Source organism: Pseudomonas sp. PS01303 (assembly GCF_029959385.1).
Classification (GTDB): Bacteria; Pseudomonadota; Gammaproteobacteria; order Pseudomonadales; family Pseudomonadaceae; genus Aquipseudomonas; species Aquipseudomonas rustica.
Map to the genome: position 1 here is coordinate 12,748 of NZ_JASCPK010000003.1, position 16,345 is coordinate 29,092.

A 16,345-nucleotide genomic window follows, 5' to 3' on the forward strand; every position below is an offset into this window, starting at 1 on the left:
ATTAGAACGCCAACTCAACTTGTCTTTCCCGCTGCCAGATTGGGGAACTGTTGTGCGACTCGATGCGGTCGGCGATTACGTTCGCACGTTGTCCGGCGGTGGGCGGCGCGTACATTCCGAAACGGCTGATGCTTCCGCCGTTCACTGCGGCGTTCGTGGAATCGGCAGAGGCCAGTGGCAATAGCTGGAAGATCGCAGGGTCAAGCATGCGCAGCCCGTGGAGTCGGCACGTTGGCCGGCCGTAGTCGTCACAGATGGCGTCCATCGCCGCGCCGATGCGCGTCCACCATGGGTTGGTGCCCGGACTGGACCATTGGCCAGAACTGCCAATTGCTACGGTCGACCAGACAGCAGCCAAGCGTTGAAGACGTTCAAGCGACTCGTGCAGGTGCCAGACCGGCACACCGCGCAACTCCTTGGGCCAGGCTGCAAGCAATGTATCGTTCGCCTCCTCGTCACCATCGATCACGTCTGGGATCAGCGCCCAGTCAAAGCCCGGGTGCCGGTGCCACTTTTCAACCCAGCGGGTGTAGCCGTCTACATCGAGGGTTCCACCTTTGTTCCAGATCGAGAAGGCGCCATTGTCGAAGACGAACGACTGGCAAACGTCGGCGACAATGCCAATGTCGTCCTGTCGAGGGAAAGGCACCAACGCATGCCGCCCGGCGAGGAAGCGAGCGCCGTCCTGCCGAGTGCCGCCGACCGGCGTGCCGTGGTACGCAATCATCCGCTGATCCTAACTGTTTCGATCTCAACACCCTGGTGCGTGGCGATGATTGTTTGATCGCCGCCAAAGGTTTCAGCCAGGCGGTCTGCGATTTGTTCGTGCCAGCCTTTCTTGATCAGCGCGGTAGCGGTCTTGATGTGTTCGACGTGGATCATCACCAGCGACCGGATCTCCAGTCGGTAGATGATCGTTTCGCTATCGGCAGGGCAGACGGCCGCGAACGTGTGCCGGTAAATATTCATAGGGGATCCTCGCCGGCTGGCGTGATTCGTAGAAATGAGGTGTTGGTTAAGCCAGGCGAATGCTTCGAGCGATGCGCGGCGTCTTGGTGATCGCGCCTTTGTGATGCAGGCGCGCGATTCGTTCGCACATAGCGTTGTTGAAAACACCGGCAGACTCTGCCAGTTCGGCGATGGTGGGCGAGTAGCCGTTCTTCTGAATGAATATCTGAATTAGGCGCAGTGTTTCGGCTTCAATCTGGGTAATAGGTTTGCTATTCGACATGATGGGCGGCCTCACGTTTAGAAAAAGCTGTGAGCTGTCGCGACTGCTTTTCAGTGATAACTATTTCAGGTCGAGACATTTCGGCGTACTTGCCGGACTCATACACTGTTGCCTTCGCGAGGTTGATCAAGAGCGTCGACACGGTCTCCTGCCGCTCTTCGAAGCCGTGGCGCTCACCGAGAACCTGAAGAACATCATCAAGCGCCTTCGAAACAATCAGCGATCGCTTCTCGGCGCCGATCCGATCGAGCAGCGCTTTCTCCTTGGCTCGCTTGTCCTTCTGCAATTGCGCGTTGCTCTTGGCCATGGCCTACCTCTTCAATTCCGCTGGCCGGCAAGTCCAGCCAGGTCTGTCGTTTGCGTTGTTGGGTTCGAGCTATGCGGCGCATGAAGTACAGCCGCGACGCGCCTTCGGATAATCGATGCCGTGATTGGCGAGAATCCGCTCGAGTGTTTTGTTGGCGATGCCGAGGCGTCCACACACTTGCCGGCGAGTGATGCCCAGTTCAAGGAATGCCCGGATCCGCTCGGCGAACTTCGCGTCGCGGGCCTCCAGATGCTCCTCCCGGTCTTTGCCGGTCAGGCGGCCGCGAGCTGCACCCTTGAACGTCAGGTCGTGGGTCTGGGCGATGTTGTAGAGCGTGCGGCGGCTGATGCCGAGCGCCTCAACAATCTCAGCCTGCGTGTGCGTCGGAGCCATTTCGCGAATCCGTTCGAGCTGCTGCATGCGCTCCTGATGGCGAATGTCTTGAGCTGACAGCGGTTGAGGCGGGGCAGGCGCACGACGCCGAACGAATGGCTTCGGCGCTGGCGGCATCTGGGTGCTGTAGCTGATCGGCTTGGGCTTGTAGCCGATGGGCTCTGCTTCGTCGATCTTTCCGCCGGCGGCCAGGTATTTTTCGACCTGTGCCGCCAGTTCGTTGGATTTTGGCCGAAGGGCTTCGACCATGCTGAGGTGGTTGCTGATCATGCTGCGATCCCCAAAACCAAGTTCATGCGATCCTCGAGGATCTCGTAGAAGGTTTTCACCCGCTCCGAGAGCTTGCGGATCATTGCTTCGTCGCGGTAGGCGCGCTTGATGAACAACGGCATCCCCGGCCAGTAGCAAACGAAGTCGATCCACTCGCGCTCCGAGACCCAAAGTCCGCCTTGGCACTGTGCGACGTGTTCCTTCGGAATCTCGCCGGACAGAATCACTTCCACCTGAAACTTCGGCAGTTTGGTTTTGATTTCCGTCAGACCTGTAGGCCCGACAAGCGAATCGGGCGAGTAGCCGGCGCCGTGGTTGAGGATGATCGCCACCTGGTTGGTTTCGACCTCTTCGCGCTGCTCATAGAGCTTGCGGGCTACACCTTCCAGTTCATGGCCTCGCTCGGTGTGTCGATTCCCTTGGAAAGGGTCGGCAGCCTCGCCGGTAATGCGCTCGCCGATTAGCGTGTTCATGTAGGTGAAGGCCCCGGCGCCGAAACCTGCTTCGCCTTTGCCGTTGACCAGCAGGCATTCCAGCTCAGAGCAGGTGACGATGCCCAAGCGCAGAGCCAGCCATTCCTGCGAACCCTGCTGAACCTCAGTGATTATCTGCATTTGTATTCTCCTGAGCGGCGGCGTTTTGCGCTGCCGACTTGGTGAGCATGCCCAGCACCTGATCAAATATCGCTTTCTCAACCGAGGCTGGGGCGCCGTGGATCTTCTTGAAAGCTTCCTTGGCCTTGTCGCTGCACTTTTCCAGAAGTGTGGCCAGCTGTGTGGCTTGGGCCGAAGTTACTCGGGGCGTGATTTGGGCTGCCGGCCCGTTGCCGTCGTCATCCTCGCCAGTTGTCGTGATGTTCAGCAGCAGCCCGGCGGTATAGCGTTTGCCGTAGCTGACGCTGGAAGCCACGGCCTGAACACCGTTCTTGCTGCCGGTAGCATCTACCGGCAAAACAATCGAGGTGGATTCGCGGTGCCCGGCTCGATGACTGAGCACGCCTTCCACTTCGATGCCGCGCTCATTGCGAGGAGTGCGGAAGGTGATGGCGAACCCATGCTTGGCCATCACCGGCTTGATCATCTCGTTAACGTCCTCCCAAAGTGCGTAGGTGCTTTGTATGCGTCCATTTTTATCCTTGATCCCGCCGCGCTCACCAATGACCGGCATTTCTTCCTGCATTTGAGCAAGCGCTTCGTCGTAGATCTGTTTCGCGCTCTGCGCCTGCATTCGTTCATGCATTTCCATCAAGCGCTCAAGCTTGTTGATATCGCAGGCCGGATCGGCGGCGGCGCGGCTGATGACCGCCATGATGCTGTTGTCCGTCGAGATCGGCACGACGGCTTGCCGGCGCTGCTCCGGCATGATGATTTCGGTAGACATAGCGACCTCAGTAGCTGATTGAAATGGCGGGGATCTTGCGCTGGGCGATCAGGGTGATTGCCTGCTTGGCGCATTCCTCGGTCATGCCGCCGGCGATGAAGGCTTCCAGAGCGGCGCGATTGATCTGCTTTTTGTGTTCAAGATCAGCCTCGCGGGCTTCCTGCTGGCGGAGGATTTCGGCCGCCGCTGCATCGGCGCGGCGGCGCTCGTCGGCGCGCGCTTGCTCTGCTGCCTGTTCGGCACGTTTCGCGGCGGCTTGGCGTTCCTGTTCGGCACGTTGCTCGGCAGCGATGCGGTTCGCTTCTGCCTGTTCCGCCGCCAGTCGAGCTTGCTCGGCCTGCTGCTCAAGCTGGAGGCGCTGGCGTTCAGCCTGAGCTTCTGCGTCGCGGGCGGCTTGTTCGGAGGCGCGCTGCGCAGCGGCAGCCTGATCAAGCAACTCCTGCTCGCGGCGGGTGGCGGCGTCTCGCTCAGCTTGGGCGCGTTGTTCAGCTTCGCGGCGGGTACGCTCTTCAGCTTCCCGGGCGATCTGTGCGTCCCGATCGCGCTGCGCCTGTGCTTCGGCTTCGGCGCGCAAACGGATCAGTTCGGCCTGTTCAGCCTCGTAGCGCGCTCGCTCGGCGTGCAGGGTGCGCAACTTGATCAGGGTCTGGTCTTTCACCTGAGCGGCTTCGGCCAAAAACTCTTCCCAGCTATCGCCGATTTCGAGCAGCTCGAGGTCGGCGATGATGTTGGCCAAGTGGCCGGACGTTGGCGCCGCTTCGAAGATGGCCAGATCCTTGATGCGCTGGATCGCGTCGACATGGGCATCTGTCCGGGTAATCTCGGCCTGCTCCCAGTCCGTCAGAGGCTGGCGAGTGGCGTCACGCAACGCATCCATCTTGTTGACGAACTCACGCAGCTCAGCCTCGACGACCTTCGGCATTTCCTTCAGGCGCTTGAGGTAGTCGCGGCCGGGCTTTTCCACGGCAGTTTTCGACTTGCTGACCTTTGCCGCCAGAGAGGCGATGCGCTCGCGGCCTTTGCGAGTAGTCAGGTCTGGAACCTCGGCAGTGACCTCAGCGGCAACCGCGTCGAAGAACTGGCCAAGACCACCGGCGACGTAAATGGCCGGCGCGTTTTCTTCGCTGATGTCGTCGATCTTGATGACTTGCTGTTGTGCGGACACGAGGAATCCTTGCCGCGACGTGCGCAGCGCTTGAAGTTGAAAGTCAGGAGGTGATGCGGTCGGCGAGGGCGCTGAGCAGCATCAGGAAGGTGTAAAGCGCGATGACTCGAAACGAGCCTCGCCGAATCAGGGTACGGCGCGCCCGCTGAAGACTGGTCATCGGAACACGTGGTAGGTGGTGGAGCGCGGCACCTGGCACACGCCAGATGAGTCGCGGGCCGCGCTGTAGGCAGCCAGAACGACCAACAGGCCAGCGGCAAGACACCAGAACATGATTTTCATGGACGAGCCCTCACTGCGATCCGTCCTTGTTTGATGGCTGCAACCAGCGGAGCAGGGAGCGCAGAAACAGGAAGCTCGCGAGGGACGCCGGCGCCGATAACCGCGAGGCTGCGCTCGATCTCCTCCAGTTGCTCATCAAGAAGCGTTTTAACCGGTGCGGTGGTCATGCCGAAACTCCTTTCAGATGCGCGTTGCGCTCGACGAACTTAGCGTCCAGCGCATCGCGATAACGGTTGGCAGTGCGGGTGTCGATGATCTGGGCAAACTCGGCCATTTCGATCATGCCCATGACGAAGGTGCGATCAGGCACCGGAGTGCACGACTTGCGCATCTTCGCGATTTCAAGGCCCAGCCGGGCCAGTGCTACCTGATTACTCATAACTTGTCGTCCTCGGCTTGGGCGATCAGCGCGTCATCGATAAGGGGGCGAAGTAGGCCCTCCGCAATTTCGCCGAGCTTGCCCAGTGGGTGATCGCTGGGACCGAGCAGTCCGGCGGCAGCGACCTTGTCAGCGTGTCCGCGCTCGGCGGCGATCAGCAGGTACCCCAGCGAAGCCGTGGTGACCTCGCAGCCAGCAAGCCGATCGTTTGCATGCTCATCAACTGCCAGAGCGAACTGGGCCAGCGTGACGCCCTGAGCAGGCCGCATGCGGCGCTGGAACGAGACGTCGCAGCCGAATCGCACCAACTGCTCGACCGAGTTGTACAGCCACTCAGCCCGAGCCACTTCCTGCGCGCTCTCGCTCACCATCGGAGGCAACTGCGCGTCGTGCATGGCCTGACAAATCTTCAGTGCTGCGTTCATGGTTGCCTCCAGAGCGGCGTTATTCGGTTGGCGGGGTGGGAAGAGGCGCCCAATGGGTTGTCACTGGCGGTCGTACCGGATGGCCGACACAATCAGCGTGCTGACACCACTCCTCGACGTCGTACCAACAACCTTCGGTAATTGAATCGAGGTAGTAGCCGAAGCCTTCGCCCCAATTGCGCCAAACCGCGACCAGTTGATCCGGCATTGGCATCTGCTCATCGCAGTTGATCCAGCCGCTCATGGCGACCTCCAGTGTTTGGGGTTAGGCGGAACGGGCGGCGAGCATGGCGTCGGCCATTGCGTAAGCGGCGCCAGCGGTATGGGTCTCAACGCCATCAAGACCGAAGAGGCATGGCGCAGCGGCGGTTGAAATCATTGCCTGCATGGCCTTGGCCGCGAAGTAGTCGCGAGCCGTGATTCCGAAGCAGGTACCGTGTCCGCCGTATTCGTTTGCGCCTACAGGGAATGCGGGCTCTTTACCGAAATTTGAGGATTGGCACTCGAAGCAAACACCGCCGGACTGTTCCGACTCTTCGATCAGGCTGTTGCACGTCAAGCACGACCCGAAGCGCTCGGGATCTGGCGGCTGAAAATTCATGACTTTCTCCACTTGTTGATTGATCCAACAAAACTCGGATGCACTCATCCGCTCCGCTGGTTGCCTTTGGGCGCGGAGGGGAGTGCATGCGACTTGTGTCGGGGTAGGTGGGTGCCGGTCTTTCCCGGCTGTCACGCTGCCTGTGCTTTAGCGTCGAACTGACGCAGCGATTCCCGACGTTGCAGATGGCCGAATAAGGCCGCTACGTCTACTTGAAGATCGCCCCAGCTTCCGATGATCCAGGGCCACGTCCGCTTTCATCTGCTGCCAGATCACTCACCAGATCGTCGATTCAAACAGGCTTATCCGCGATGGCGGCACCCATGTGGTCGTGTCAACTGGCCGGCGCACATCAGTCTTGATAGGTTGGCCGTAAAGCTCTGGCTGGTTCCGTTGCCCACGGTTTCCTTGGGTATACAGGTGGGCGGTTATAGGCCGCAGTTTCGTCCGCATCGGTCTGCACTCAACCCAAGCTACTTATGGGCGGCCTGCCAGCCACGTTATGGCAGTAACGCTGAGTGCAGACCGATGCGCTCTCATAGAGAGGATCGGGCAGTTAACGACAGGGCTGTCGTGGCGCTGGTTGTCAGAGAGTCGCTGCAACCTTGAGGGAGGCGGCGCAGGACGTAATCGCATCCTTGGCAGCCTGCTCGATGTTTTTGGCGATCACCTTGTTCACGTCGCTGATCGCCGACTTCGCGCTCTTCTCGAGCGTGTCCTTGATGTAGAGCTTCATCAGAACGGTGAGACGCGGGCCTGATTCGCGCCAGTTATAGCTGTCCTTCGATTCGTCTTTCGACTGGCCGTGGTAGTCGACCTTCTCGCTCATGTACACCTCGGCGCGACTGGCGATGTACTCCTTGAAGGTCATGGGCTCGCCCTTCGGTTCGCCGTAATGACTGGTTTTGCGCATATCGGCCGATTCGATGATTTCGCCAACGCGCGGCAGAACGTGCTCAGCAAACATTGCATCGATCTTCTGGTCGACCGCATCCTTCACACGCTTTTCAATCTGCTGCTTGAAACGGGACGCCTGTGTGCTTTCCTCGTCGTCCTCTCCGTAGCTGGTGGAGTAGAGAAGGGCGTGTACCGCCTGCTCCACGATGCGCTCGGAAAGATCGGTTGCGCTCACGCCCAGCGCTTCAAGGGTTTTGATGTCCATGCCTGTCACCTGCTGTTGTGCCCAACTGGGCGGTTGATTTCCCGTCTGGCCCTGTCGCCAAGGCCAGCCAGTGAAATCTGTTTTCTCCGCACCCGCTTACCAGGTCATTCACTCAGTTCGGTCAACACCTCGTCCGCCGTCGCAGTGGGCTGCGCGTGGGCAGGCTTTCGGGCCTGTCGGATCGCCGGTCGCCGGTAGAGGCAAGTGCGGTTTTGTTCATCGGTTTACTGACCTCCCACCGATGGAGCCGGGAGTGACCTAACCGGACTGGCCGGGTAGTCGTTCATGGCGCTGGTTGTTAAAGAGCGGCGGGTCTGTTGAGGCCCTTCGCAGTGGCTGTGTGTCGCTGCGATGGGTGAAATATAGGGTAGCCTTTATTGTGAGTCAACAGGTTTACCTTTATTTTTTTAAAGGCAAAAAAATACCCGCTCGAAGGCGGGCGTTTTTTGCGGGTAGCTTACTTCCGCTTGGGAGAGCGGCGGACTGTTGACCACCAAAAGACGCGGCCAAGCATCCTGACTTCGTCCCTGAACTGCTCAGCGCTCATAACCTCATCAGGATACTCCTCAGAGTTTTCGCTGCGAATCCTGACAGCGCCAGCCGGCAGCCGATGGAGGTATTTAACCCGAAGCATTCCGCCATGATTGAAGGCGTATATCTCGCCGTCAATGATGGCTATGTCTTGGGTGTCGAACCCAATAGCGGCGCCGTCCAGTATAAGGCGCTCCATGCTTTTGCCTTTGACCCGCGCACATGCTGCACTTTTACAATCCACTCCAGCAGCACGTAGCGTTGCGTTACTGAATCGCAGTTTGCGGTTTGATATCTCTACCACCTCAGTCATTCCAGCTCCGCCAGAAAATTCGACCTCGGCATAATAAGGAACCTCGCAATCATCCTCCTCCAGGGGGTCGCCATCATCCCAGCCGGAAAGCTCGCCCAATAGCTCCATGTTTGATTCTAGAACGATATCCGCGTCTGTCATTTCCAGCATGGGCTGCTTCGTGCCGACCGTGATATTCCACTGATCGTTTGGGAACTGAGTTCCTTCTGAGAGCCAGACCGGATTAACACCACATATCTGCGCGAGTTTGACCAGGTGCCCGCTGGATCGCGTAAGCCCTCGCTCAATCTCGGAAATCGATGCTTGTTTAAGGCCGGCGCGCTCGGCGAGCTCAACCTGAGTGAGTCCGGCTTTTTTGCGTGCGTATTTGAGGCGATCTTTTAGTTCCATGGGCATGGAATTTAAAGGTTGTCCTTTGAAGTTGCAAAAAGGTATACCTTTGCCATAAGATAAAGGCATCCCTTTATATGGGCGGAGAATCATGAACAATCCCTTTGAAAAGCTGGTCGAGCATTTCGGCTCGCAAAACGCTACGGCGGCGGCTCTCGGCGTGAAGCAGGGAACCGTTAGCGGCTGGGTGCGCGGCCTACACGGTTGCGCTGCTGAGGTCGCTATGCGAGCGGAGATCGTCACCAACGGTGCGATCAAGGCGCGCGATCTTCGCCCGAGCATTCCTCAACAAGCTGCCTAACCACTTCCAACCACACAAGGAACCACAGATGTCGTACTTCGAACCTGACCACCTCCACGACAAGCCGACCAAGGTTCGCCTGGACGAGGCGGCTGACGACCTGCCGACAGCGATGGCCCGCTTTCAGCGGACTCAAAAAGCTGTGCTCGCTCGCGAAATCCTGGAGCGCGGGCTGAACCAAATGATGGAAGAGCTTAACGCGAAAACAGACGTGGCCTGAAGTAGCCGAGGAGGCCCTGTGCCTGAAAGAAAGCCGCTGGAAATCCAGCTCGACTGGCAGGGACTCGCTGATCTGGAGCTATTAGCCAGACGCAACGGGGTAACGCCAGAAGAGATGGCCGCAACAATCATGAACCGGGCGCTGGATCGAATGACCCGGCCACCAAAGAGCCGGAGCAACGTCGCTTCCATAGGACGGAAGGGCTGATAAGCCCCTCAGGGACTCATGAGGAACTGCCAATGAAACAACCAAGCAGTAAATCGGACGCACAAAAAAGCCACCGGGCAAGGGTGGCTTTTTGTGCAGCACTTACAAATCAGTTCTGGAGCGAATAATGCCCATTCCCCAATCAGTCGTCAACTCAAACCAATCCGCGACACAATTTCGCGTATCGCAAAACGTGTCGCGACCCACGTCGCTTGCTCTTGGCGGCGTGAAAATTAAGCAGGATCTCGATGGGCGTTATTGCCTGAATGACCTGCACAAGGCTGCCGGAAAAGAGAAGCGTCACGCACCAGGTTACTGGCTCGCGATCCAGCAAACAGCAGAGCTAGTGGCTGAACTGGAAACTACCGGAATCCCGGTAGTTACGATTGAGGGCCGAAATGGTGGCACCTTCGTTATGAAGGAGCTGGTTTATGCCTACGCAATGTGGGTGAGCGCCAAATTCCACTTGCAAGTGATCCGCACCTTCGACGCTGTCGTCATCGGCCACATTCAGCTTGTCGAAGGAAAGCAGGCCAGGGAGAGGGCTCGTCTTGAGGCTCCAGCCCTAACTGACGCGATCAAGCACGGGCGCCTCTCTGCAGGTAAAGACGTCAAGCACTACCACTTCAGCAATGAGTTCGACCTGATCAACCGCATCGCCCTGGGCATGCCTTCCAAGGCGTACCGGGCGGCGCACTGCATCAGCCCCACCGATTCGATCCGCGACCACCTCACGCCCTGCGAGATCCGCTGCATTGAGCACCTTCAGCGCGTCAATGCCTCCCTGATCGACGTTGGCATGGACTTCGAATCCCGCAAGCAGAAGCTCAGCCAGATTTATATCCAGCGTCACAGCCGGGCTCTTCTTTCCGAAATTAAGCGCCTGGAGTTCTGACCATGGCCGATAAAACCTACCAGCAATTGATCGGGCGGGCCGCACAGACCGCGCTTGAACACTACCAGGCGCAGAACACTAAAAAGGCCCTCAAGGCTGAACTGCGCTCGCTGTACGACACCTACTTCCGAGCCCATGGCCGACCTGACGGGAAGTTCGACCCATACAACGAGGCCTTCCTCCCTGTGATGGATTTCACCGAGGCGCAGTTCCGGCGCGTTCGTGCGGCAAAGAAGGCCGAGTACAACGCTCAGCGCCGTCACCACACCGCCTTGCGTGCTCTTGACGCATACCGGCCCGTAAAGACCAAGGAGGCCGCGTGATGGCCCGTGCACGGAATATAAAACCAGGCCTGTTCAGCAATGAGGTGATCGCTGAGTTACCGGCATTCGACCGCCTGCTTTTCATTGGCCTGTGGTGCTTGGCTGACAGGGAAGGACGCCTTGAGGATCGCCCGAAGCGCATCAAGATGGAGTTGTTCCCCTGCGACACCTATGACGTATCGGTAGGACTTGGCGCACTGAGTGCACACGGCTTCATCGAGCGTTACCAGGTGCTGGATCAATCCATTATCGAGATCCCGGCATTCAAGAAGCACCAACGTCCGCATGGCACCGAAAAAGACAGCTCGCTCCCTGATAAGCATGGCTTTCTGACCATTCATGATCGAAAGCCAAACGGGGTCGTCACTGGCACCAAAAAGCAAATTAACGTTAAAACATCACAAAATAACGTTAAGCCACCGTTAGTTAACGGGGAATATCCGTTAGATAACGCCCTGATACCTGATTCACTGATACCTGAAGAACACAACACACTACGCGCGGAGCCCGAAGTCCCTGTCGACCCAAACTCGCCACGGGAAATGACCCTCGACTGGAAGCCTGATCACAAGACCTTGAAGGCCTACGCCTTCCGCATGGCAATCCCTGTTGACACGTTCACCGATGAAGCCACCGCTGCGTTCGTCTGCCACTACTCGGCGTCCGGCCGCATCGAGACAGAAGCGTCTTGGGTCAGCCTGCTGGTGAAGTGGGTGAAGCGCGACAAAGCCACTGCCAGCAACGTTCACCGCTTTCCTGATCGGCGCCCATCTACTGAGCCTGACTTCGACAGCAATGCCTGGGCCGAAGGCCTTGTGGTGAGCCCATGAAGCCAGCCAACCAACTGATGGCGACCATGGGGAACCTGCCGCCGGCCACGCAGGCTCAACCACTCCACGTGACGACTCAGACGGTCGACGTTGTGAACGACCTGTTCCGCCGCCTGCGCGGGATCTTCCCGGCTTGGCGCCAAGCGTGGCCGTCCACTGAAGCGCTGGACGCCGCCAAGGCCGAGTGGATCAAAGAGTTTGCCGACGAAGACATTCGCACGCTGGAACAGATCGAGTTCGGTATCCAGAAGTGCCGCAAGCTCAAGAAGCCTTTCGCGCCGAGCGTTGGTGAGTTCATCGCCATGTGCGTGCCCAGCCCTGAAGACTTCGGCATGCCTGCGCCGGCTGATGCGTGGCTCGAAGCGCTGATGGGCACCTACAGCCATGACGCGGTGAAGCTCGCATCGGAAGCAACTGGCCTGTTCGACCTGCGCGCAGCAAAGCAGGAAGACAAGGGCCTGCGTGCCAGATTCGGCCGCAACTACGAGGTGATCCTGCGCCGCGCCCAAGCCGGCCAACCACTCGACGGCAAGATCCTGACCGGCATCGGTCACGACAGCCAGAAGACCGCCTTCGACCTCGCCAACGAGCTGGCCGACCAACAAGCCCAGGCACGAATCCTCCAGCAAGGCATCCCGGCAGACGGCAAGTCAGCCCGCGCACTGCTGCTGGCAAAAATGAACATCAAGCGCGAAGCACCGCGCGGCAAGGAGGGCTTCTGATGAGGATTCACCGACTGTTCTGGCCGGCCATGCAAGGGGCAGGTTACGCATTTCTGTTTTTGGGCTTTTTCGCGTTTTTCGCATACCTGCTCGCGCCATCTTCATCGCCGGCCAACATCTGCGCCAAAACCAATGAGCGTGGCTCATCCGCTTGGGTGGCCTGTGTCGACCGAATGATTCAGGAGCGCAAGTGATGAAACGAGCAAACCCAGCACAGCTACGCCAAGCCATTGAGCTGGCAAACAAGATGGTCAAGCTCGGAATCCTTTTTGTGTGTGTCCCGGTTGTTGATGAGGCGGACCACCTGAACTTGGCCACGCAAGCCACCGAGCGCCTGGAGCGCATGGCATTGATCGCAGAAGCAGCGGAGCAGCGGACATGACCGACAAGATGCGTGATGAGTTTGAGACCGCTGTTGCTTTGGAAGCTAAAGAGCCCGTGCTGGCGGTGTACCTGAGCCGCCGTGACGACACCTACAGCACCAGCACCCTCCACTTCGCATGGTGGGCTTGGAAAGCCTCCCACGCGGCGCTGCTGAAAAAGCAAGTCAAGGAGCAAGAAGAGTTCCTTGACCACCTTGCCGACTTTGAGCATGAGGACACCCTCCATGACTGACATCAGCGAAAAAATGCGTGAAGAGTACGAAGCATGGGTTCTCAGCGAATACCCGAACCAGCGCATGAGCAAGTTTGCTGACGGCGAGTACCACAGCACCACGATTCAGTACTGCTGGCTTGCATGGCAGGCCGCGCGACTTCCTGCCGGCGTCGTTTCAGCAACCGCATGGCGGGTAGTCGACGCCAAAGGCAAGCGTTTCACCGTTTACAACAAGGATCTGGCGATGTCTATCAGCGATGCTGGGCTGCACGTCACCCCAATGTGTGACGTTCCGCCAGAGGGATGGGAGTGCAGTCGCGTGTCCGGTCATGAGGGCCCGTGTGCTGCATTCGAGGTGGCGCCATGAATCTCTCGGCAGAAAACATCGGAAAAATACGCGATCTGGTGCGCAGTGGTTATCCGCTCAAGACGCGTGATGCCAAAGACTTGCAGGGTCACAACGACCACCTGATCGAGCTTCTAGAAGCTCGCGGTCGTTTGATGCTCGGCGTAGAGATCGAGCGCGACCAGCTCCGCGCCGAAATCGCCGGCCTCAAGACCGGCTACGAAGCCTACGAGCAGGTGAATGCTGAGCTGAAGGCTGAGGTTGAGGGGCTGCGCGCAACTGCCGATCTTCAGAAGCTCCTGCCTGAAGTCTCTGATGCATTGGAAGAGCTTGAGCTGCACGGTCTGCACAGTGATCAGGGGTATCGCAAACTAAAGGACTGGCATCGCAAGGTTGGGCTCGCTTACCGCGTAATTCAGGGGCCAATGTTCGGCGCCGAGCATAGCGAGCTTGTGTCGCAGAACACCTGGCTGCGCAGCGTAGTGGAGCATTACGCCCAGCAACACGCTCCGCTTGAGCCGCTCCCGGATATGGAAGGCTGGTCTGCCAGATTACCGGGCTACGACCTACCGTCGCTGCTGAGGGATGCCGAGCGGTATCGGCGAGCGCGAGATATCGCCTGTCGTGTACGCGCCTCTGTAGGTTTTCACCTTGTTGTCCAGCTTCCATCCCCTAGCGGCTCCAGCTTCTGCGCCGCCAAGGCTTTTGATGAGGCCATCGACGCCGCCCTGGGCCAGGGAGAGCAGTCATGACTAGCCTCCAGATCCGCAACGAATCAGACCGCAACAAGGCAATTGGCTACATCGCCGGCCTGGATCTCGCAAAACCCAAGAAGCTGGCCATCACCGAAGTGGACCGCAGCGGGGAGCAGAACAAGGCGCTCCATGCGGCCCTCGCCGATATCGCCGCCCAGGTCAAACATGCCGGGAAGAAGTGGGATGTCCTGATCTGGAAGCGTCTGCTGACGGCCGCCTGGCTGCGCGAGTCGGGCGATCAACCGCAGATGATCCCGGCGGTAGACGGCCACGGCTTCGACGTCATCTACGAGCGCACCAGCAAGCTCACCGTGAAGCAGTGCGGCGAGTTGATCGAGTGGGTTCATTGCTTCGGCGCCGAGCACCAGGTGCGCTGGACGCAGAAGGACAACTGGGGAGGTAGGTACTGATGGATTACGCAGACATTTACGGAGTCCTGATCGCCTTGGCCCTGGTCATTGGCACAGTACTCGATCACCGCCGCAAGCGTTCGGTACAAGACTTCGAGCGCAAACGTCGCGACCGGAAAGCCGAAGTAGAACGGGCAGCGAGGAAAGCGCTATGAGCCATAACTTCAAGCCGGGCGACCTGGCTCTGACAGTTGGGCTCAGCGATAAAAACAACTTCAGGACGGTCGAACTGCTTCGCCACGTTGGCATACCCGACGGGATCAAGATTCAAGGGAAGTATTTTCTTAATTCCAACCTGCACGATATGTGGTTGGTGCGCAGCTTGAATGACCCGCTCCTGCCCTCGAAAAAGATGCAGGATCAATTGGGCATAGGCCCTATGCAAGAGGTCGAAATCCCCACGCGTAATTTGATGCCCCTGCGCGGGCACTTCACCCCTGAGCAGCAGAAAGCCAAGGAGGCCGAGCCATGCGCGTAGCCATCAAGGAGAAGAAGGCGCCGAAGCCGAAGAAGTGCAAGAACCCAGCGTGCGGCATCAGTTTTCCGCCGCAGCGCCTAGGGCAGGCGGTATGCAGTCCGAAGTGCGCGCTGGCCATGGCGCCGGCGAACAGCGAGAGAGCCAGTAAGGCGATTGCCCAGCTCGGTCGCCGCGAGATCCAGGTGCGCAAGGAGAAGCTGAAGAGCAGGGCGGATCACCTCAAGGACACGCAGCAGGCATTCAACGCTTGGATACGTGCCCGTGACGCAGGACAGCCCTGCATTAGCTGCGGGACCACGGCTGACGTTCAGTACTGCGCTGGCCACTACAGGACGACTGCAGCCGCCCCAGAGCTCCGCTTTGAACCGCTCAACGTAAACCTTCAGTGCAATCGCAACTGCAACATGGGGAAGTCCGGAAACCTGCTGGGTTATCGACCGGGCCTGATCAAGAAGATTGGCGTGGAGGCGGTTGAATGGCTTGAGGGCCCTCATGAGGCCAAGAAGTACACCATCGAAGAATTGAAGGCGATGACCGCCGACTACCGGGCAAAAACAAGAGAGCTGAAGGGGAGAGCGGCATGACTTATCGCAATGTGGTATCCGCAGTAGTCCGGGCGCTCGCCGCCGAAACCATCAATTCCGCAGGCGGCTGCGACTTTGAGCCAAAGGTGCAGTGCGCCAAGCAGAAGGGGGAGATCGTCGGCAAGGAGGCTGCGTTTCTCCAGGACTGCTGGGTGTTCGGGCGCCTGCATAAGGCGCTGTCTGCCGAGCACTGGCGCGCCCTGGTGGCGAAGTTCTCCACACACACAGAGCGCAAGCATGCGGCAATTGCAGAATTGACCCGTGTGATGCGCTCACCGGCGCCGGAGCGGTTCCTTCACTGTGCCGTGGTTACGTGGGCGTTACCTCGGCTGCCGGGCGTGGACGGGAAGCGCTCAACGAACGTCCTGCCGGCCGGCTGGTACGAGATGGATAACTGGTCAAACGAACCGCATCCGATTAAGACCCAGGAGCGGTGGAGGCGTGACATTCGCAAGGCGCTGGAGAGCAGTGTTGACTTGGCTCTGGTCGAGGCTCAGCACATCCTTGAGCAGGAAGGCCTTGTGATATCAGAAGTCGCTTGACGATGGCTGAGCCAATGAGCCATTATTCACCCATCCTGTCGTACTCGCGCATGTAGGTGATGCAAGAGACAAACAAACCCGGCCACAGCGCCGGGTTTTTTATTGCCTTAATTCTACTGCCGGTAGGTGCGCATGAAGCTGAAGACCAGAATCAACACGCTGGAGCGCGCCCGTACGGCCTGGGAAGCAGTTGCGCGACAGGTTGGCGAGACAAACTTTTCGCGCCATCCGCAGACCGGCGAATACCTGCATCCTGGTGTCGCCATGGGCTGGCGCATCCACAAAAAGAACCTGTAGTCGTCCCCC

31 protein-coding genes are annotated in these 16,345 nt (G+C 58.8%); 16 read left to right on the forward strand and 15 right to left on the reverse strand.

Going from position 1 to position 16,345, the window contains the following annotated elements; all coding sequences use genetic code 11:
• Position 1 precedes the first annotated feature (1 nt).
• From QMX93_RS01940 to QMX93_RS02010, 15 genes are all read right to left on the reverse strand, one after another.
• A complete protein-coding gene (locus QMX93_RS01940) occupies positions 2–727 on the reverse strand; it encodes a hypothetical protein (protein WP_282352073.1) in 726 nt (241 codons plus the stop codon).
• Positions 724–969: a hypothetical protein gene (locus QMX93_RS01945; protein ID WP_282352075.1), complete on the reverse strand. Its 246-nt coding sequence runs from the start codon at positions 967–969 to the stop codon at positions 724–726. The genes QMX93_RS01940 and QMX93_RS01945 overlap by 4 nt, the downstream gene beginning before the upstream one ends.
• A 46-nt stretch (positions 970–1,015) precedes the next feature.
• Complete coding sequence (locus QMX93_RS01950) at positions 1,016–1,231, reverse strand: hypothetical protein (RefSeq protein ID WP_282352077.1); 216 nt, start codon at positions 1,229–1,231, stop codon at positions 1,016–1,018.
• The gene (locus QMX93_RS01955) at positions 1,221–1,538 is read right to left on the reverse strand and encodes a hypothetical protein (RefSeq protein ID WP_282352079.1); all 318 of its coding nucleotides are present in this window, start codon (positions 1,536–1,538) and stop codon (positions 1,221–1,223) included. Before QMX93_RS01955 ends, QMX93_RS01950 begins: the two co-directional genes overlap by 11 nt.
• Before the next feature lie 69 nt (positions 1,539–1,607).
• Positions 1,608–2,201, reverse strand: coding sequence for a hypothetical protein (locus QMX93_RS01960; RefSeq protein WP_282352082.1), 594 nt, complete (start codon positions 2,199–2,201; stop codon positions 1,608–1,610).
• On the reverse strand, positions 2,198–2,815 hold the full coding sequence (locus tag QMX93_RS01965; protein WP_142579706.1) for a lambda exonuclease family protein: 618 nt from the start codon (positions 2,813–2,815) through the stop codon (positions 2,198–2,200). Before QMX93_RS01965 ends, QMX93_RS01960 begins: the two co-directional genes overlap by 4 nt.
• Positions 2,799–3,581 (reverse strand): ERF family protein, encoded by a 783-nt coding sequence (locus QMX93_RS01970; protein WP_142579707.1) that lies wholly within the window; start codon positions 3,579–3,581, stop codon positions 2,799–2,801. Before QMX93_RS01970 ends, QMX93_RS01965 begins: the two co-directional genes overlap by 17 nt.
• Positions 3,582–3,588: 7 nt before the next feature.
• On the reverse strand, positions 3,589–4,746 hold the full coding sequence (locus QMX93_RS01975; protein WP_282352093.1) for a hypothetical protein: 1,158 nt from the start codon (positions 4,744–4,746) through the stop codon (positions 3,589–3,591).
• A gap of 278 nt (positions 4,747–5,024) precedes the next feature.
• A complete protein-coding gene (locus QMX93_RS01980) occupies positions 5,025–5,195 on the reverse strand; it encodes a hypothetical protein (RefSeq protein WP_282352095.1) in 171 nt (56 codons plus the stop codon).
• A complete protein-coding gene (locus tag QMX93_RS01985) occupies positions 5,192–5,407 on the reverse strand; it encodes a hypothetical protein (protein WP_282352097.1) in 216 nt (71 codons plus the stop codon). The genes QMX93_RS01980 and QMX93_RS01985 overlap by 4 nt, the downstream gene beginning before the upstream one ends.
• Positions 5,404–5,832: a hypothetical protein gene (locus QMX93_RS01990; protein WP_282352099.1), complete on the reverse strand. Its 429-nt coding sequence runs from the start codon at positions 5,830–5,832 to the stop codon at positions 5,404–5,406. The genes QMX93_RS01985 and QMX93_RS01990 overlap by 4 nt, the downstream gene beginning before the upstream one ends.
• Before the next feature lie 19 nt (positions 5,833–5,851).
• Positions 5,852–6,076 (reverse strand): DUF551 domain-containing protein, encoded by a 225-nt coding sequence (locus QMX93_RS01995; protein ID WP_282352101.1) that lies wholly within the window; start codon positions 6,074–6,076, stop codon positions 5,852–5,854.
• A gap of 21 nt (positions 6,077–6,097) precedes the next feature.
• The gene (locus QMX93_RS02000) at positions 6,098–6,433 is read right to left on the reverse strand and encodes a hypothetical protein (protein WP_282352103.1); all 336 of its coding nucleotides are present in this window, start codon (positions 6,431–6,433) and stop codon (positions 6,098–6,100) included.
• Positions 6,434–7,019: 586 nt separating this feature from the next.
• On the reverse strand, positions 7,020–7,595 hold the full coding sequence (locus QMX93_RS02005) for a hypothetical protein (RefSeq protein WP_282352106.1): 576 nt from the start codon (positions 7,593–7,595) through the stop codon (positions 7,020–7,022).
• Positions 7,596–8,052: 457 nt separating this feature from the next.
• Positions 8,053–8,922, reverse strand: a complete 870-nt coding sequence (locus QMX93_RS02010) for a helix-turn-helix transcriptional regulator (protein ID WP_282352108.1) — start codon at positions 8,920–8,922, stop codon at positions 8,053–8,055.
• Here QMX93_RS02010 and QMX93_RS02015 point away from each other — a divergent pair.
• From QMX93_RS02015 to QMX93_RS02090, 16 genes are all read left to right on the forward strand, one after another.
• Entirely contained in the window at positions 8,921–9,130 is a 210-nt protein-coding gene (locus QMX93_RS02015; protein WP_123587636.1) for a Cro/CI family transcriptional regulator, read from the forward strand. The two genes, QMX93_RS02010 and QMX93_RS02015, sit on opposite strands and share 2 nt — an antisense overlap.
• Before the next feature lie 28 nt (positions 9,131–9,158).
• A complete protein-coding gene (locus QMX93_RS02020) occupies positions 9,159–9,350 on the forward strand; it encodes a hypothetical protein (RefSeq protein WP_282352113.1) in 192 nt (63 codons plus the stop codon).
• A gap of 334 nt (positions 9,351–9,684) precedes the next feature.
• Positions 9,685–10,452, forward strand: a complete 768-nt coding sequence (locus QMX93_RS02025; protein WP_052439828.1) for a KilA-N domain-containing protein — start codon at positions 9,685–9,687, stop codon at positions 10,450–10,452.
• A 2-nt stretch (positions 10,453–10,454) separates the two neighbouring features.
• A complete protein-coding gene (locus tag QMX93_RS02030; protein ID WP_282352116.1) occupies positions 10,455–10,775 on the forward strand; it encodes a hypothetical protein in 321 nt (106 codons plus the stop codon).
• Positions 10,775–11,605: a DnaT-like ssDNA-binding domain-containing protein gene (locus QMX93_RS02035; protein ID WP_282352118.1), complete on the forward strand. Its 831-nt coding sequence runs from the start codon at positions 10,775–10,777 to the stop codon at positions 11,603–11,605. The genes QMX93_RS02030 and QMX93_RS02035 overlap by 1 nt, the downstream gene beginning before the upstream one ends.
• Positions 11,602–12,327 carry a replication protein P gene (locus tag QMX93_RS02040; RefSeq protein ID WP_282352120.1) on the forward strand — a complete coding sequence of 242 codons (726 nt, stop codon included), beginning with the start codon at positions 11,602–11,604 and terminating at the stop codon, positions 12,325–12,327. Before QMX93_RS02035 ends, QMX93_RS02040 begins: the two co-directional genes overlap by 4 nt.
• A 193-nt stretch (positions 12,328–12,520) precedes the next feature.
• Positions 12,521–12,709 carry a DUF1382 family protein gene (locus QMX93_RS02045; RefSeq protein WP_083365985.1) on the forward strand — a complete coding sequence of 63 codons (189 nt, stop codon included), beginning with the start codon at positions 12,521–12,523 and terminating at the stop codon, positions 12,707–12,709.
• Positions 12,706–12,942 carry a hypothetical protein gene (locus tag QMX93_RS02050; protein WP_212546460.1) on the forward strand — a complete coding sequence of 79 codons (237 nt, stop codon included), beginning with the start codon at positions 12,706–12,708 and terminating at the stop codon, positions 12,940–12,942. The genes QMX93_RS02045 and QMX93_RS02050 overlap by 4 nt, the downstream gene beginning before the upstream one ends.
• Complete coding sequence (locus QMX93_RS02055; RefSeq protein ID WP_212546462.1) at positions 12,935–13,291, forward strand: hypothetical protein; 357 nt, start codon at positions 12,935–12,937, stop codon at positions 13,289–13,291. Before QMX93_RS02050 ends, QMX93_RS02055 begins: the two co-directional genes overlap by 8 nt.
• Positions 13,288–14,022 carry a hypothetical protein gene (locus tag QMX93_RS02060; protein ID WP_212546461.1) on the forward strand — a complete coding sequence of 245 codons (735 nt, stop codon included), beginning with the start codon at positions 13,288–13,290 and terminating at the stop codon, positions 14,020–14,022. Before QMX93_RS02055 ends, QMX93_RS02060 begins: the two co-directional genes overlap by 4 nt.
• Entirely contained in the window at positions 14,019–14,435 is a 417-nt protein-coding gene (locus QMX93_RS02065; protein WP_282352139.1) for a recombination protein NinB, read from the forward strand. Before QMX93_RS02060 ends, QMX93_RS02065 begins: the two co-directional genes overlap by 4 nt.
• Positions 14,435–14,590, forward strand: a complete 156-nt coding sequence (locus QMX93_RS02070; protein ID WP_282352141.1) for a hypothetical protein — start codon at positions 14,435–14,437, stop codon at positions 14,588–14,590. Before QMX93_RS02065 ends, QMX93_RS02070 begins: the two co-directional genes overlap by 1 nt.
• Entirely contained in the window at positions 14,587–14,913 is a 327-nt protein-coding gene (locus tag QMX93_RS02075; RefSeq protein ID WP_282352143.1) for a hypothetical protein, read from the forward strand. Before QMX93_RS02070 ends, QMX93_RS02075 begins: the two co-directional genes overlap by 4 nt.
• Positions 14,904–15,497 carry a recombination protein NinG gene (locus QMX93_RS02080; RefSeq protein ID WP_282352145.1) on the forward strand — a complete coding sequence of 198 codons (594 nt, stop codon included), beginning with the start codon at positions 14,904–14,906 and terminating at the stop codon, positions 15,495–15,497. The genes QMX93_RS02075 and QMX93_RS02080 overlap by 10 nt, the downstream gene beginning before the upstream one ends.
• Positions 15,494–16,039 carry a hypothetical protein gene (locus QMX93_RS02085; RefSeq protein WP_282352148.1) on the forward strand — a complete coding sequence of 182 codons (546 nt, stop codon included), beginning with the start codon at positions 15,494–15,496 and terminating at the stop codon, positions 16,037–16,039. Before QMX93_RS02080 ends, QMX93_RS02085 begins: the two co-directional genes overlap by 4 nt.
• Positions 16,040–16,171: 132 nt before the next feature.
• On the forward strand, positions 16,172–16,336 hold the full coding sequence (locus tag QMX93_RS02090) for a hypothetical protein (RefSeq protein ID WP_156796363.1): 165 nt from the start codon (positions 16,172–16,174) through the stop codon (positions 16,334–16,336).
• The last annotated feature ends 9 nt before the right edge of the window (positions 16,337–16,345 follow it).